Source organism: Pseudomonas sp. NPDC087612 (genome assembly GCF_044743505.1).
GTDB lineage: Bacteria > Pseudomonadota > Gammaproteobacteria > Pseudomonadales > Pseudomonadaceae > Aquipseudomonas.
The window spans coordinates 256,000-269,640 of record NZ_JBIUWO010000008.1; the positions used below are offsets into that span (position 1 = coordinate 256,000).

Below are 13,641 nucleotides of genomic sequence, written 5' to 3' on the forward strand. Positions count from 1 at the left end.
TGCTGTAAACAGGACCCCGGCTTGCCGGGGTCTTGGCTTTCTGGGCCATGGATGCTCAAATCGCGCGCTTGAGGAAGCGGGGGCTGCAACGGCGCCCATCAAAAAAGGATTTTTGCGTGCGCGTGTTCGTATTGTTTGCCGGCCTGTGCCATTCACTGTTGGCGCTGGCCGATGTTGCACCGGCGGATTACCAGACGCCCCCCGGCTGGCGTACCGAATGCATGGGCCGGGTGCAGTTCGATGTGCCCAAGGACATTGCCTGGCACACTTCCAGTGGCTACTGGCAGTACTACAATTTTGAGCTCCCCGACCCCACGATCACCCCTGGGGACAAGCAGATTGCCTACGGCGAAGGGTTGACCGGCGAGCTGCCCTTTCTGGTCGACATTGAGGTCAGCCCGTTGACCACCCGTGCACTCTACGAACAGATCCGTTATGTGCAGGGCCTCACCCGTGGCCCGGCGCAGGAGCGGGTGGTGAAGGCGCAGATGGAGGCGCTGGATGCCGCCATCTCTGCGAGCCGTGACGACGAAACGCGCTACAGGGCCCTGAGTGATCAGTACTACGACTTGCGTGAAAAGCTCCAGCGCATAGGCTATGTGACTTCGCAACTGGTGGTGCTTGACGACATGATCAAGCAATTTACTGGCGAGGGGCGGTCGGTGGCGAAGCTGCAGGTCGAGCGCGATGCCTTCTTCGAGGAGCAGGCGCAATGGCCGACCGATGTAGAGTACGAGCATGAGCGCTTTATCGAGCTGGGTGTGCCGGACGCCTCTGCAAACTGGTATGAAGGCAATCTGACTGCCTACCTGTGGCGCGATCAACGCATCTACCGATTCAAGTTCTACAGTGGCGCCAATACCGCGACAGACACCGCGGCGCTGGCCCGGCTGGAGCCCAGGGCGCGCGCTGTGCTGGCCGCGTTCCGCATCCGCAAGCAATACGAAATTCCCCAGGACAACGGCTTCTGTGTGCCCTTCGGCTTCATTGCCGATGATGGCACGCCGCGCCATGCCATCACCTTGGGCCTCAACCCCGCAGACAACCCGAACCTGTTGCACCGCCTGAGCATGAGCAGTGACAGTGACAAGGCCGTCGAGATGGTCCCGATGCTGCTGGATCGACTGATTGCCAACCCGTTTCCGCTGCAGATCAGCGTCGATAAGTTCGGGCCCTCAAGCGTGCGGATCGGCGCCGCCAAGGGCAGGTTCGGCGGTGCACGCTTTCGCGTCTATGAGCCTGACAGTTTGAAGCCGGCGGCCACAGAAACGTTCAGGATGGTCGCCGGCGCCTTGGGCTCCGGCTACCAGCCCACTGTGGTGCTGGGAGTGACCGATGAACACTCTGAGCCGCCGCTGCAGTTCGAGCCTTCCAGGGACGATTTTCTACGCACGCTGCAAAGCATACGCGCGCTGCCAGGCGCTCATCGCTTCGAGCCGCAAGAAGACTGAACAACCACCGCTGTATCGAGGTCAACGGAAGGTAAGCCTGATTCACCCTGAACATCTGTACAGAGGAGAGTCCAATGAAAGCATGGGTCATTACCTTCGTTGACCAGAAGGGCGAGCGTACCTCGCTGCCGCTCAGCGCAGAGCTGGAACCGAGTATCGAAGAGGCGGCGCGGCTGATTCGCTCCCATCTGTTTCCGGTCCTGGGCGAGCTGGACCTCAATGATTTCCAGGACCGCGAAACCTCGCCAACGGCCAAATGGCTGAAGGAGCAGAACGGGGTGGAGATCACTGCCATCACTGAAGGGCCTTGAACCCGCATGCCGGCTGGCACGCTGGGCAATCAGGCGCTACGCTGCAGACAAGGTCGGGCGATTTTTTCTGATTGTCCGGGCTTGCCGATCCACGTCACGCAACAGCTCGAATTGCCCCCGCACGGCTTGTGTGGCGGGCAGGTGCGTTTTGCACTGAAAGTCTATCCATCGGTAATGAGGAGGACGATTCATGAGCAGCCAATACGAGGACATCAGCAGCACGGTCTTGCGTCGGATGAAAGAAGGGGGGTTCAACTTCGCGCAGATTCATCCCATCGAGTTTTATGCGGTCTTTCCGGACGAGGCACGGGCGCGGCGAGCGGCAGGTAAGTTTCGCGGCGAATCACTCAGTGCCCAGGTCCACGAGCGCGATGATGGCGCCTGGCACCTGGAGCTGAGCAAGGTGATGTTTGCAACCTATGGCGGTATCGGCGAATTCGAACAGGATTTCGAAGCGGTGATCGCCCCGCTGGGCGGAGAAATAGAAGGCTGGGGCGTCAAGCAGGAACGTCAACTGGCTTGACCGGCAAGCAAGCGCGGCGCTTCGCAATGAGGCGCCGCCGTCAAAGCGAGCGCAGCGGTTGCACAGATCTGGTGCGACCGTTCTTCGTTTAAAACGCAACATACTGAATAACAAGGAATTGTGCCGCTGGCACGGGGCTTGCGATGGCTCCGCTGCACGGGTGACAAGGAGTTCGGCATGATCCGCACCTTTTATGACGAAATGTACGCCGCTGACGGCCAGGTCCGTCCGCACTACCGGGAATTCGCCCGCTGGCTGGCCGAAACCCCGCCAGAGCTGCTGGCCCAGCGTCGACGTGAAGCCGACCTGCTGTTCCACCGCGCCGGCATCACCTTCACCCTCTATGGCGACGAGCAGGGCACCGAGCGCCTGATTCCCTTCGATACCATCCCGCGCAGCATCCCGGCCAGTGAATGGCGGGTGGTCGAACGGGGCTGCATTCAGCGGGTCAAGGCGCTGAACCTGTTTCTAGCCGACCTGTATCACGACCAGCGCATCATTCGCGCCGGGATCATTCCGGCCGAGCAGGTGCTGGCCAACGAGCAGTACCAACTGGCGATGCAGGGCCTGGACCTGCACCGCGACATCTATTCGCACATTTCCGGGGTCGACCTGGTGCGCGACAGTGATGGCAGTTACTACGTGCTCGAAGACAACCTGCGCACCCCCAGCGGCGTCAGCTACATGCTTGAAGACCGCAAGATGATGATGCGCCTGTTCCCCGAGCTGTTCGCTGCCCAACGCATCGCGCCGATCGATCATTACCCCAACCTGTTGCTCGATACCCTCAAGAGCTCAAGCCCGCTGGACAATCCCAGCGTGGTGGTGTTGACGCCCGGGCGTTTCAACAGCGCCTTCTTCGAGCATGCCTTCCTCGCCCGCGAGATGGGCGTCGAGCTGGTCGAGGGCGCCGACCTGTTCGTGCGTGACGAGCGGGTATTCATGCGCACCACCGACGGCCCCAAGGCGGTGGATGTGATCTACCGGCGCCTGGACGATGCCTTCCTCGACCCGCTGGCCTTCAACCCCGATTCGATGCTCGGTGTGCCCGGGCTGCTGGCGGCTTATCGCTGCGGCAACGTGGTGCTGGCCAATGCCATTGGCACCGGGGTGGCCGACGACAAGTCGATTTACCCCTATGTCACCGACATGATCCGCTTCTACCTCGACGAGGAGCCGATCCTCAAGAACGTGCCGACCTGGCAGTGCCGCAAGCCTGAAGAACTGTCCCATGTGCTGGCGCACCTGCCGGAGCTGGTGGTCAAGGAAACCCAGGGTTCCGGCGGCTACGGCATGCTGGTCGGGCCGGCGGCCAGCCGTGCCGAGATTGAGGCGTTCGCCGCCCGGATCAAGGCCCGGCCCTCGGCCTATATCGCCCAGCCGACGCTGTCGCTGTCGACCTGCCCGACCTTTGTCGAAAACGGTATCGCCCCGCGGCATATCGACCTGCGCCCGTTCGTGTTGTCCGGGCGCGAGACCCGGGTGGTGCCAGGCGGCCTGACCCGGGTCGCGCTGCGCGAGGGCTCGCTGGTGGTCAACTCGTCCCAGGGGGGCGGCACCAAGGACACCTGGGTGGTCGAGGATTAAGTCATGCTGAGTAGAACTGCCTCTGATTTGTACTGGATGTCGCGTTACCTGGAGCGGGCGGAAAACCTCGCGCGGATGCTCGATGTCAGTTATTCGCTGTCGCTGATGCCGCAAGACGGGCGCGGCGACGGCCTGGATGAAATGGCCATGCCGCTGCTGATCACCGGTACCCTCGACGACTACCTCGAGCGCCATGGCCAGCTGCATGCCGAACGCCTGCTGCACTTCTTCGCCCTCGACCCGGAAAACCCGGCGAGCATTTACAGCTGCCTGGGTGCCGCGCGGGCCAGTGCCCATGCGGTACGTGGGCGGATCACCGCCGACATGTGGGAAAACATCAACGCCACCTGGCTGGAAATTCGTGGCATCGCCGAGCAAGGCCTGGGCCGCTATGGCATGAGCCGTTTCTGTGAGTGGATCAAGGAACGCTCGCACCTGTTCCGTGGCGCCACTTACGGCACCATCATGCGCAACGACGCCTTTCGCTTCATTCGCCTGGGCACCTTCATCGAGCGCGCCGACAACACCCTGCGCTTGCTCGATGCCCGCTACGAGATGCTTGGCGACGAGGCCGAGGCGGTCAGCGACAGCTCGGCGCGCGGTTACTACCAATGGAGCGCCTTGCTGCGCGCGCTGTCGTCATTCGAGGCTTACACCGAAATCTACCGTGATGCACCGGCCGCTCGCCATGTTGCCGAGTTGCTGCTGTTGCGCGCCGACGTGCCGCGCTCGCTGCGTGCCTGCACCGAGGAAATCGACCTGATCCTCGCCAGCCTGCCCGGCGGCAACGGCCGCCCGGCCCAGCGCCTGGCCGCCGAGGTGGACGCGCGCCTGCGCTACACCTCGATCGATGAAATCCTTGCCGAAGGGCTGCACCCCTGGCTGACCCATTACATCCCGCTGGTGCGTGAACTGGGCAACGCCATTCACAGCGCCTACCTGGAGGCCGTATGAGACTGACCATTAGCCACGAAACTGCCTACCACTACGAAGACCAGGTGCGTGCCAGCATCCAGTACCTGCGTCTGACTCCGCACGACAGCGAGCGTCAACAGGTGCTCAGTTGGCAACTGGACCTGCCGCGGCCGGTGCGCGCGCAACTGGACCCGTTCGGCAACATCCTGCATGTGCTGAGCCTGGAAGAGCCACATTCGGACCTGGTCATCGGCGCCCGTGGCCTGGTCGACATTGATGAAAGCCGCGAGGCCGAGCACGAGCTGCAATCGCCGCTGCCGTTCCTGCGCTTCACCCGCCTGACCGAAGCTGACGAAGCCTTGCGTGCCTTCGCCAGCCAGCAATGCCGCAAGCGCCGTGACCGCTCGACGTTGATCGAACTGATGAATGCCCTGAACCAGCGTATGGCCTACAGGCCCGGCAGCACCGCCGTGGATACCAGCGCCGCCCAGGCGTTTGCCGGCGGCGCCGGGGTGTGTCAGGACCACACCCATGCCTTCCTGGCCTGCGCGCGCAGCCTGGGCATCCCGGCGCGCTATGTGTCCGGTTACCTGTTCGACAGCGACAGCCAGCAGATGGCCAGCCACGCCTGGGCCGAAGCCTGGCTGGAGGATGCCTGGTACAGCTTCGATGTCACCAACCAACTGGCCCGGCCTGAACGCCACCTGAAACTGGCGGTGGGCCTGGACTACCTGGATGCCTGCCCGGTGCGCGGCATGCGCCGCGGTGGTGGTTTCGAGCAGATGCACGCCAAGGTGCTGGTGACCCCGACCCTCAACGCCCAGCAGCAGTGAGCCTCAGGGTTTGCGCGTGGCCATGTGGGCCAGGTACGCCAGCAGCGCATCCAGCTCGCTATCGCTGATGACCGCTGCGGCAAACCCGGGCATTTTTGCCTGGGGCCACTGGCGCAGGCTTTGCGGGTCACGGATGTAACGCCGGAGGAAATCGGCCTGGAAGTACTCGGTCGGGTTGTGCGGCAGGTTCAGGTCCGGACCGAACTGGGCGTCCCCGGCGCCGTTGAGGCGATGGCAGGCCAGGCAGTTCTTCTGGAACACGGCAAAGCCCTGGTTGACCGGGTTGTCGGCGCTAATGCCTGGCGCCGGGCGCATGGCCGGGAAGCGTTCGGCCACTGCCGCCAGGCGGCGAATGCTGGCGACCTGGAAAGGCCATTGCTCAGGGCTGATGCGCCCGGCTTGCGGGTCGGTCCAGACCAGGTAAAACGGCCCGGCACCGGGCTTGCCCTTGGCCAGTGCCGGCCAGGGTCTGGCCGGGTCTTCAATGGCCAGCCAGGCCCGCGCAGGGCCGTCCTTGAGCAAAGGCGCGGCGGGCATCTCGGCGGCGAAACCGTCCAGGGCAATGGCTTGCAGGTGATCATCGGCCTGCACTCCCTGTAGGAGCACAGCCAGTGGTACCGCGCGGTAATGCATGGTTCGCTTGTAGGAAACGTCGTTGTCAATCTGGATATCCTGCGCCAGCGGATGCGCCAGCAACTCGGCGCTCTGCCAGTGGCGGCTGCCGTTGCCCAGGTCGAGGGTCAACTGCGCCGCCTGCAGGGGCAGGCACAGCAGGGCGAGCAACAAGCTGAAACAGTGGCGCATGGGCAGTCTCCAACCATCAGGGTCGGCAGATTACCTGCACACAACCGGCTTGTGCCAGGCACAAACCGCGGGAAGAGGGCATGCCGCTCAGCCGAACAGGCGTGAAAGGTTCGGCAGGATCAACAGCAGCGTAGTGGCGAAGAGAATGAGCCCGGCTTGACGTACTTTGTGTTGTTTGAACATGGCTGACCGCCTTTTTGTTGTTATTCCTGAGTGCCCAGAGGCTTCCTTGTCGTCGATCTGGCGAACATCATTTAACGTGGTGAAACATTAAGTCGCGAACCGTTGCTAATGGGTATACAGCTAACCTTAGGGTCAACGTCACCCGTGTTTTAGAACGCTTTAATCTGTACTTATTGCGCTTCAGATGTTTTTCGCTATGAGGCCTTTGGCCATCCACCAGCATTCCCCTTGCTAGACGCCTGCGTCACATCGGCAAGTGGATCCCAACCTTATGACCGTTCGTCCGAGCATCATACTTGCCTGCGCGCCTTATTCGGGGCAGGCTTTACGGGGCAATCCCGCCTTTGTCGTTCAGGACTATCTCTATGTCGCTACGCATCTGCATCCTGGAAACCGACGTCCTGCGACCGGAGCTGGTCGAGCAGTATCAGGGCTACGGACGGATGTTCGAGCAGCTGTTTACCCGCCAGCCAATCGCCGCCGAGTTTCGCGTCTACAACGTGTTGAACGACGAATACCCCGATGATGACCAAGTGTTCGATGCCTACCTGGTTACAGGCAGCAAGGCCGACTCGTTCGGTGATGATCCGTGGATTCACAAGCTCAAGGCGTTCCTGCTGGAGCGCTATCAGCGTGGCGACAAACTGCTTGGCGTGTGTTTTGGTCATCAACTGCTGGCGCTGCTGCTGGGCGGCAAGAGCGAGCGCGCGCACCAGGGCTGGGGGGGGGGTACCCACCGCTATGTGATGAACGCCAAGGCACCGTGGATGAGCCCGCAGGTTGAAGAGCTGACCTTGCTGATCAGCCATCAGGACCAGGTCACCCGCCTGCCGGAAAACGCCACGGTGATCGCCTCAAGCGATTTCTGCCCCAACGCCGCCTACCACATCGGCGACCAGGTGCTGTGCTTCCAGGGCCACCCCGAATTCATCCACGACTACTCGCGGGCGCTGCTCGAGCTGCGCCAGGACAGCCTCGGCCAGGAAGTCTACCGCAAGGGCATCGATAGCCTGGCGCATGAGCACCAGGGCAGCACGGTGGCCGAATGGATGATGCGCTTCGTCGCGCACAAGCCCCAGGGCAGTTCGGCCTGAGGCCTGTTGTTACAGCCAGCCGGAGCGCTTGAAGCTCGCGTACAGCGCCGTGCAGCCCACGGCGATCCCGCCCAGTACGGCAAAATAGCCGTAGTGCCAGCTTAGCTCCGGCATGTTCTGAAAGTTCATCCCGTAGATCCCCGCCACGGCGGTGGGGAAGGCCAGGATCGCCGCCCAGGCGGCGAACTTGCGCTGCACGATGCTCTGGCGTGACGACTCCAGCAGCATGCCGATCTCGATGGTCTGGCTGGCGATGTCGCGAATCCCTGCCAGGTCCTCCATCTGCCGGGTGACGTGGATCTGCACGTCACGAAAGTACGGGCGCATGTTCTTGTCGATGAACGGGAAGGTCAGACGCTGCAGTTCTTCGCTGACCTCGACCATCGGCGCCACATAGCGGCGCAGGCGCAGGATGTCGCGGCGCAGGCTGTGGATGCGCTGGATGTCTTCTTCCTTGAGCGAGCCGCTGAGCACGCTGCGCTCAAGCTCCTCGATCTCGCCATGAATGGCTTCGCTGACCGGCTGGTAGTTCTCGGTGACGAAGTCGAGCAGGGCGTAGAGCACGAAGTCTTCGCCGTGCTCGAGCAGCAGCGGCCGGGCCTCGCAGCGCTGGCGCACCAGGGCGTAGGATTTCGAGTGGCCGTTGCGGGCGGTGATGATGTAGCCGTTGCCGGCAAAGATGTGGGTTTCGATGAACTCCAGCTTGCCTTCATGGCGCACTGGCGAATAAGTGACGATGAACAGCGCATCGCCGAAGGTCTCGAGCTTGGGCCGGCTGTGCTTTTCCAGCGCGTCCTCGATGGCCAGCTCATGCAGGTTGAACTGGCGTTGCAGGTTGGCCAGTTCCTGGGCGTCGGGCTCTTCCAGGCCGATCCAGACAAAATGCCCGGGTTTGCTTGCCCACTGGCTGCCTTCATCGAGGCTGATATTGGTGACTTTTCTGCCGGCGCTGTACACCGCCGCCGCAACGACTCGACCCATGGTTGTCCGCTTCTTCTGTTAACCGTGCCAGTAGCTTGGTATGACCGGCACGATTCGGCAACCGTTCACGCCTGGGTCAGTTCACTTTCCATGCGATCGATGCAGTGTTGCATCTGCAGGCGGCACTGTTCGGCCAGGGCCGGCACATCCTGCTGGGTCAGGCCGCTGGTGGCGATCGGCGCCAGCGAACGGATGATGACCTTGCTGCGCCGCCAGCCGTTGAGCTTCAGGCGGCTGGCATAGCGGCTGACGCACACCGGCACGATCGGCACACCGGCTTCCACGGCCATGTGGAAGGCACCCTTTTTGAAGGTGATCAGATGCTCGCCGGCATTGCGCGTGCCTTCGGGGAACACCCAGATCGAGGTGTCGTCTTCGCTCAGGGTACGGGTGGTGGTCTGCATGGCCCGGCGCGCCTGGTAGGCATTGCCGCGATCGACCAGGACGTTGCCGCCCAGCCAGAACAACTGGCCGAACAGCGGGATCCATTTCAGGCTCTTCTTGCCGATGCACACGGTGCGCGGCGGCACCACATGGCCGAGCACGAACAAGTCGTAGTTGGACTGGTGGTTGGCGATGATCACGCAGCCCGGCGGCTGGTCGAACAGCGGGCCGACCTCGGCCTTGATCTCAAGGCGCATCAGCCAGGTGGCGGGCAGGCCGTAAAGGCGTGCACAAATTCGGCTGTTGTCCGGGTTGAACGGTCGGCACAGGCCGACCAGCACACCAAGAACACCGGCCAGGAGAAAATGCAGTCCCAACAGGAACATGCGGATTATAAAAAGCATTCGTACGACTCACACCAGGCAAACGCGGCGCAGTGTACGGGTGTGCACTTCTATCGGCAAACGCTCATTGGGCGGGACAGGCCTGATTACACAATTAGTTGCAATCAGGCCTTGGTAGGGGGTCAGCCGAGGTGTTCCTGGTCGCGGATGATCGCGTCGTCGAGCAGCTCCAGCAGAGCTTTGCGCACCTTGAGCTTGGTGTGCTTGTGGGCGTTCATGTTGATCTTCTTCAACTGCCGGGCGGCAGTCAGCGCAGCTTCCTGAAGTTGCTCGACCGGCACGACCTTGTCGAGGAAACCGGCGTCCACGGCGCTGACCGGGTCGAACATCTCGGCATTGATCACCGAGCGGTGGAATGCTGCACGGCGCAGGCGATCGCGGGCCAGTTCAATACCGGCGTGGTGCATGGTCATGCCGATCTGCACTTCATTAAGGCCAATGCTGAACGGGCCTTCGACACCGATGCGGTAGTCGGCCGAGAGCAGCAGGAAAGCGCCCTTGGCCACCGCGTGGCCCGGGCAGGCGACGATGATCGGGAACGGGTGCGAAAGCATGCGCCGGGCCAGGGTTGAGCCTGCGGTGACCAGGCTGACGGCTTCTTTAGGGCCTGCGGTCATGACTTTGAGGTCATAGCCACCGGACAGAATGCCGGGCTGGCCGGTGATGATTACCACCGCGCGGTCCTGCACGGCCTGGTCGAGGGCGGCATTGAAGGCCTTGATGACGTCAGGCGAGATGGCGTTGACCTTGCCGTTGTTCAGGGTCAGGGTGGCAATGCCGTCTTCGAGGTGGTAGGTAATCAGCTCACTCATGACAGAGTTCCTTAAAGGGGAGTGGGGCAGACGTTACTCAGGCAAGTGCCCGAGGTAAAGCGCTGTGACTGACTGACCGGTCAGCTTGACGGCCCGTTCGCTCGTGCTGACGGGAGTAGGTGAATCGGCGCTGTCAAAGCACGCCAGAGAATGGCGGCTTTGCCCTGTGTACCGTGGTTTTTTGCTTGAATGGCTTAAGCGCATGAATATTCTGAAAAAAACCTTTGCCATCAGAACCTCTTTCGACTACATTAGCGCGCCTCGACAGGCTGAACTGCTTGACGAGAAACGGTGAAGTGTCCGAGTGGCTGAAGGAGCACGCCTGGAAAGTGTGTATACAGGAAACTGTATCAAGGGTTCGAATCCCTTCTTCACCGCCATATCTAGAAGAGCCCCCGACCTGAACAAGGCCGGGGGCTTTTTGTTTTGCCCATGAAAAAGGATGTTTCAGATGCTCAAAGAATGTTTCACCAAGGCGCAGATCCTCGCCGCCGAACAATTGCTGACCTTGGTCAGCCCGTCGGCGGCAATGGCCAGCCAGCATGTCCAGGCCCTGCGCGAGGTCGAGCTGGATGAAGACGACATCGAGGAATTCGAGGACGATCCGCAGCAACTGATGTACATCGTCAAGGACGTGGCGGACTGGGAGTCGGTGTTCTTTGTCGACTGGAAAGACACCGAGTCTTTTGTGCAGAGCGTGCAGCAGCTGGCCGAGGCACGGGATGCCGACGTTACGTTCGGCGTTGAGGACGCGGAAGATGAAGACTTCCTCGAAGGCACCACGGTGCCCGAACTGATGGTCACCGCCCACGACGAGCTGCACAAGCAGGGCCTGGTGCTGTGGAACTGGTCTACCGACGGTGACTGCTACAGCGGTTTCATTACCACCAGGGACGTGGCGACGCAGCTGGTGGCGTTGGGCAAAGTGCTGGAAGTAGAAATCCGCGAGGGTAGCGAGCCGTTCTGATAGTGGTGCTTGGTGGGAGCTGGCTTGCCAGCGATGAGGCCAGTGCAGTCAGCACATCAGGCGCTGCCTGGATTACGACCGCTTCGCGCTCGATCGCTGGCAAGTGCAGCTCCCACAGGTCCGGCGGCGCACGCAGATTCATAGTGGGAGCTGGCTTGACCCGCGATGAGCCCCTCAGAAGCTCACAGACGCCGAAACCCGTGCGGTGCGCGGCGCCCCCTGAAACAGATAACCATCCCCCAGGTACTCCCCGGCATCGCGCCAGTAGCGTTTGTCGAAGACGTTATCCACCATCAGCCGCAGCACCGTGTCGTAACCACCAATCCTGGTGCTGTAACGGCTGCCCAGGTCAAACACCGCATAGCTGCCAACCTCAACCGTTCCAGCCTGATTGGCGTACTTGCTGGCGCTGTAGCGCGCACCGCCGAGCAGGGCCAGGCCCGGGATCGGCAGGCTGTAGTCGGCCTGCACCGCAGCGCGCAAGTTCGGTACGTTGAGCGCCTGATGGTCTTCGTAGTCAGCTGTGCCGCTGTTTTTGACCCGCGCGCGAATTGCCGCAGCACTGGCGTTGATCTGCAGGTTGGAGGTCAGCCAGCCGCTGGCGCCCAGCTCCAGGCCGATGTTTTTTTGCTGGCCTTGCTGCAGATAGGTGAAACCACCGGCACCGTCAGGTTGTGAATACTGATAGGCCTGGCGCAGCTGGAACAGCGCGGCGCTCAGGCTCAGGCGTTGCCAGTCGCGCTTGATGCCGACTTCCAGTTGATGGGACAGGGTCGGCGCAAGAATCTCGGCACCGTTACTAGCGAACCACGGCGCAGTACCGCCGGAAGACAGGCCCTTGCTATAGCTGGTGTACAGGGCTATGTCCGGGCGCGGCTTGTAGATCAGCGCGGCATTGGGCAACAGTTGATAGTCGCGGGTGTGGCGGCCTGAGTTGCCATCTTCGCCGAAGGTTTTTTCATCCAGGCGCACCAGGCGTGCGCCCAGCACGGTCTGCCAGTGCTCATTGAAACTGATGCGGTCGCTGGCGAATATTCCGTATTGGCGGCTGTCGAGTCTGCGGGTGCTGTGGCCAGGTTTTTTTTCAGACGGCTCCAGCGCCGGCGTTTGTTGATAGATGTTGCCGCTGCCGATCCACTCGTTGAAATAGGGGCGCTGATCGAGGGTTCGACGCTGAGCGCTGCTACCGATGGTCAGCTCGTGGCCAACGCCCAGGCTGTCGAAGCGGCCATTGAGCGCCACTTGAGCCTCATCGGTGCGTCGGGTGTCGTCGGGGCTGCGGTAGTCATAAATGTCATAGTCGCCTGCCTCGCTGAAGTAGGCGCCTTCACTCGACCCCCAGGCAAACGAACTGTAGTCATCGATCACCACCTTGCTGCGCGAGGCGCTGACGCTGCCGGTCCAGTTGTCACTGAAGCGATATTCGAAGCGCCCGCCAAAGTTCAGCGAGTCGATGCTCACCGGGTTGGCCCAGTGCTGATAGGCCAGGCGGTCATGCGGGTCGATGCCGTGGGGCAGGCTGTTGCCGCCGAGCAACTGGTAGCCCGGCACCGAACGCTGCTCGCGCTGCTGGTATTCGGCATCCAGCTGCAGCACGGCGTCGGGGTTGATCTGCCAGTCGAAGGCCAGCGAGGCGAAGTCGCGCTTGCCGTCGGCGTGGTCGACGTAGCTGCGGATGTCCTCATGCGCCAGGTTGGCGCGCAGGCCGAACTGACGCTCGCTGCCGAACCAGCCGCCGAGGTCGGTGGCCAGGTAGCGTTCGCCTTGTTCGTTGCTTGAAACCGTCACCGAGCGCACATCCTCCGGGCGCTTGGTCACGTAGTTGATCAGGCCACCGGGTTCCGACACGCCGCTTTGCAAGCCCGACAGGCCCTTGAGCAACTCGACCTGTTGCTTGTTCTCCAGCGCCACGTTCTGCTCGCCGGCGATGGTCTGGCCGTTGATCTTGTAGCTGCTGGCGGCGTTGAGCTCGAAGCCGCGCACGTTGAAGTTTTCGTAGTATCCGATCGGCGCATAGCTTTCACCCACCGAGGCATCGCTTTGCAGCACTTCACTGAGCTTGCGCACCTGGCGGTCGGCCAGCAGTTGCTCGTTGAACACTGCAATCGAGGCCGGGGTATCGAGCAGTGGCGCCGGCTGGAAACCGCCGACCGCGGCTTCGCGGGCCTGGTACCCCTCGCTATAGACCTGCGACACCTGCAGCGGGGCCAGGGTGATGCTGTCCTCGGCCAGGCTGTGTGTAGCCGGCAGGGCCAGGCTCAGGCCGAGCAGGCGCAAGGGCAGGCGAGGGCGAGGCAGGGTCATGCAGGAGCTCCTTGAAAACGAACGCGAACGCGCCGTTATCGATCGGCTGCTGTCCGGCAGGGCGTATTTGCCCGATAGGCGATGAGGG

13 protein-coding genes and 1 tRNA gene are annotated in these 13,641 nt (G+C 62.1%); 9 read left to right on the forward strand and 5 right to left on the reverse strand.

Translation table 11 applies throughout. The annotated features are described in order from the left end of the window. Positions 1-116 precede the first annotated feature (116 nt). The 6 genes from ACIOVF_RS18490 (at position 117) to ACIOVF_RS18515 (ending at position 5,620) form a co-directional block, all read left to right on the forward strand. On the forward strand, positions 117-1,451 hold the full coding sequence (locus ACIOVF_RS18490) for a hypothetical protein (RefSeq protein WP_401291349.1): 1,335 nt from the start codon (positions 117-119) through the stop codon (positions 1,449-1,451). Between the two features lie 74 nt (positions 1,452-1,525). After that, positions 1,526-1,762, forward strand: coding sequence for a hypothetical protein (locus tag ACIOVF_RS18495; protein WP_045195283.1), 237 nt, complete (start codon positions 1,526-1,528; stop codon positions 1,760-1,762). A 190-nt stretch (positions 1,763-1,952) separates the two neighbouring features. Then, positions 1,953-2,285: a ribonuclease E inhibitor RraB gene (locus ACIOVF_RS18500; protein WP_010226349.1), complete on the forward strand. Its 333-nt coding sequence runs from the start codon at positions 1,953-1,955 to the stop codon at positions 2,283-2,285. Positions 2,286-2,462: 177 nt separating this feature from the next. After that, positions 2,463-3,872 (forward strand): circularly permuted type 2 ATP-grasp protein, encoded by a 1,410-nt coding sequence (locus ACIOVF_RS18505; RefSeq protein WP_045195280.1) that lies wholly within the window; start codon positions 2,463-2,465, stop codon positions 3,870-3,872. Positions 3,873-3,875: 3 nt separating this feature from the next. Next, on the forward strand, positions 3,876-4,826 hold the full coding sequence (locus ACIOVF_RS18510) for an alpha-E domain-containing protein (RefSeq protein ID WP_045195278.1): 951 nt from the start codon (positions 3,876-3,878) through the stop codon (positions 4,824-4,826). Continuing rightward, positions 4,823-5,620: a transglutaminase family protein gene (locus tag ACIOVF_RS18515; protein WP_045195277.1), complete on the forward strand. Its 798-nt coding sequence runs from the start codon at positions 4,823-4,825 to the stop codon at positions 5,618-5,620. The genes ACIOVF_RS18510 and ACIOVF_RS18515 overlap by 4 nt, the downstream gene beginning before the upstream one ends. 3 nt (positions 5,621-5,623) lie before the next feature. On the opposite strand, the gene ACIOVF_RS18520 is transcribed toward ACIOVF_RS18515, so the two are convergent. Next, positions 5,624-6,424 carry a cytochrome c gene (locus ACIOVF_RS18520; protein WP_045195274.1) on the reverse strand — a complete coding sequence of 267 codons (801 nt, stop codon included), beginning with the start codon at positions 6,422-6,424 and terminating at the stop codon, positions 5,624-5,626. Positions 6,425-6,972: 548 nt separating this feature from the next. Between ACIOVF_RS18520 and ACIOVF_RS18525 the strand changes: the two genes are divergently transcribed. Then, positions 6,973-7,701 carry an amidotransferase gene (locus tag ACIOVF_RS18525; RefSeq protein WP_401291355.1) on the forward strand — a complete coding sequence of 243 codons (729 nt, stop codon included), beginning with the start codon at positions 6,973-6,975 and terminating at the stop codon, positions 7,699-7,701. Positions 7,702-7,710: 9 nt separating this feature from the next. Here ACIOVF_RS18525 and ACIOVF_RS18530 read toward each other — a convergent pair whose 3' ends face one another. From ACIOVF_RS18530 to ACIOVF_RS18540, 3 genes are all read right to left on the reverse strand, one after another. Beyond that, positions 7,711-8,682 carry a magnesium and cobalt transport protein CorA gene (locus tag ACIOVF_RS18530; protein WP_010226338.1) on the reverse strand — a complete coding sequence of 324 codons (972 nt, stop codon included), beginning with the start codon at positions 8,680-8,682 and terminating at the stop codon, positions 7,711-7,713. A gap of 65 nt (positions 8,683-8,747) precedes the next feature. Then, positions 8,748-9,470 (reverse strand): 1-acyl-sn-glycerol-3-phosphate acyltransferase, encoded by a 723-nt coding sequence (locus ACIOVF_RS18535; protein ID WP_045195267.1) that lies wholly within the window; start codon positions 9,468-9,470, stop codon positions 8,748-8,750. Between the two features lie 122 nt (positions 9,471-9,592). Next, the gene (locus ACIOVF_RS18540; protein WP_045195264.1) at positions 9,593-10,282 is read right to left on the reverse strand and encodes a crotonase/enoyl-CoA hydratase family protein; all 690 of its coding nucleotides are present in this window, start codon (positions 10,280-10,282) and stop codon (positions 9,593-9,595) included. Between the two features lie 290 nt (positions 10,283-10,572). Between ACIOVF_RS18540 and ACIOVF_RS18545 the strand changes: the two genes are divergently transcribed. After that, a tRNA-Ser gene (locus ACIOVF_RS18545) sits at positions 10,573-10,662 on the forward strand. A gap of 71 nt (positions 10,663-10,733) precedes the next feature. Next, complete coding sequence (locus ACIOVF_RS18550; protein ID WP_143013269.1) at positions 10,734-11,249, forward strand: hypothetical protein; 516 nt, start codon at positions 10,734-10,736, stop codon at positions 11,247-11,249. Between the two features lie 174 nt (positions 11,250-11,423). Here ACIOVF_RS18550 and ACIOVF_RS18555 read toward each other — a convergent pair whose 3' ends face one another. Continuing rightward, positions 11,424-13,553: a TonB-dependent siderophore receptor gene (locus ACIOVF_RS18555; protein ID WP_401291360.1), complete on the reverse strand. Its 2,130-nt coding sequence runs from the start codon at positions 13,551-13,553 to the stop codon at positions 11,424-11,426. Positions 13,554-13,641: the final 88 nt, after the last annotated feature.

Bases quoted from the DNA above. Each gene is read 5' to 3' on its own strand.
- ACIOVF_RS18500 (WP_010226349.1), top strand. From the start codon at position 1,953: ATGAGCAGCCAATACGAGGACATCAGCAGCACGGTCTTGCGTCGGATG.
- ACIOVF_RS18550 (WP_143013269.1), top strand. From the start codon at position 10,734: ATGCTCAAAGAATGTTTCACCAAGGCGCAGATCCTCGCCGCCGAACAA.
- ACIOVF_RS18495 (WP_045195283.1), top strand. From the start codon at position 1,526: ATGAAAGCATGGGTCATTACCTTCGTTGACCAGAAGGGCGAGCGTACC.
- ACIOVF_RS18525 (WP_401291355.1), top strand. From the start codon at position 6,973: ATGTCGCTACGCATCTGCATCCTGGAAACCGACGTCCTGCGACCGGAG.
- ACIOVF_RS18555 (WP_401291360.1), bottom strand. From the start codon at position 13,553: ATGACCCTGCCTCGCCCTCGCCTGCCCTTGCGCCTGCTCGGCCTGAGC.
- ACIOVF_RS18515 (WP_045195277.1), top strand. From the start codon at position 4,823: ATGAGACTGACCATTAGCCACGAAACTGCCTACCACTACGAAGACCAG.
- ACIOVF_RS18535 (WP_045195267.1), bottom strand. From the start codon at position 9,470: ATGCTTTTTATAATCCGCATGTTCCTGTTGGGACTGCATTTTCTCCTG.
- ACIOVF_RS18530 (WP_010226338.1), bottom strand. From the start codon at position 8,682: ATGGGTCGAGTCGTTGCGGCGGCGGTGTACAGCGCCGGCAGAAAAGTC.
- ACIOVF_RS18540 (WP_045195264.1), bottom strand. From the start codon at position 10,282: ATGAGTGAGCTGATTACCTACCACCTCGAAGACGGCATTGCCACCCTG.
- ACIOVF_RS18505 (WP_045195280.1), top strand. From the start codon at position 2,463: ATGATCCGCACCTTTTATGACGAAATGTACGCCGCTGACGGCCAGGTC.
- ACIOVF_RS18520 (WP_045195274.1), bottom strand. From the start codon at position 6,424: ATGCGCCACTGTTTCAGCTTGTTGCTCGCCCTGCTGTGCCTGCCCCTG.
- ACIOVF_RS18510 (WP_045195278.1), top strand. From the start codon at position 3,876: ATGCTGAGTAGAACTGCCTCTGATTTGTACTGGATGTCGCGTTACCTG.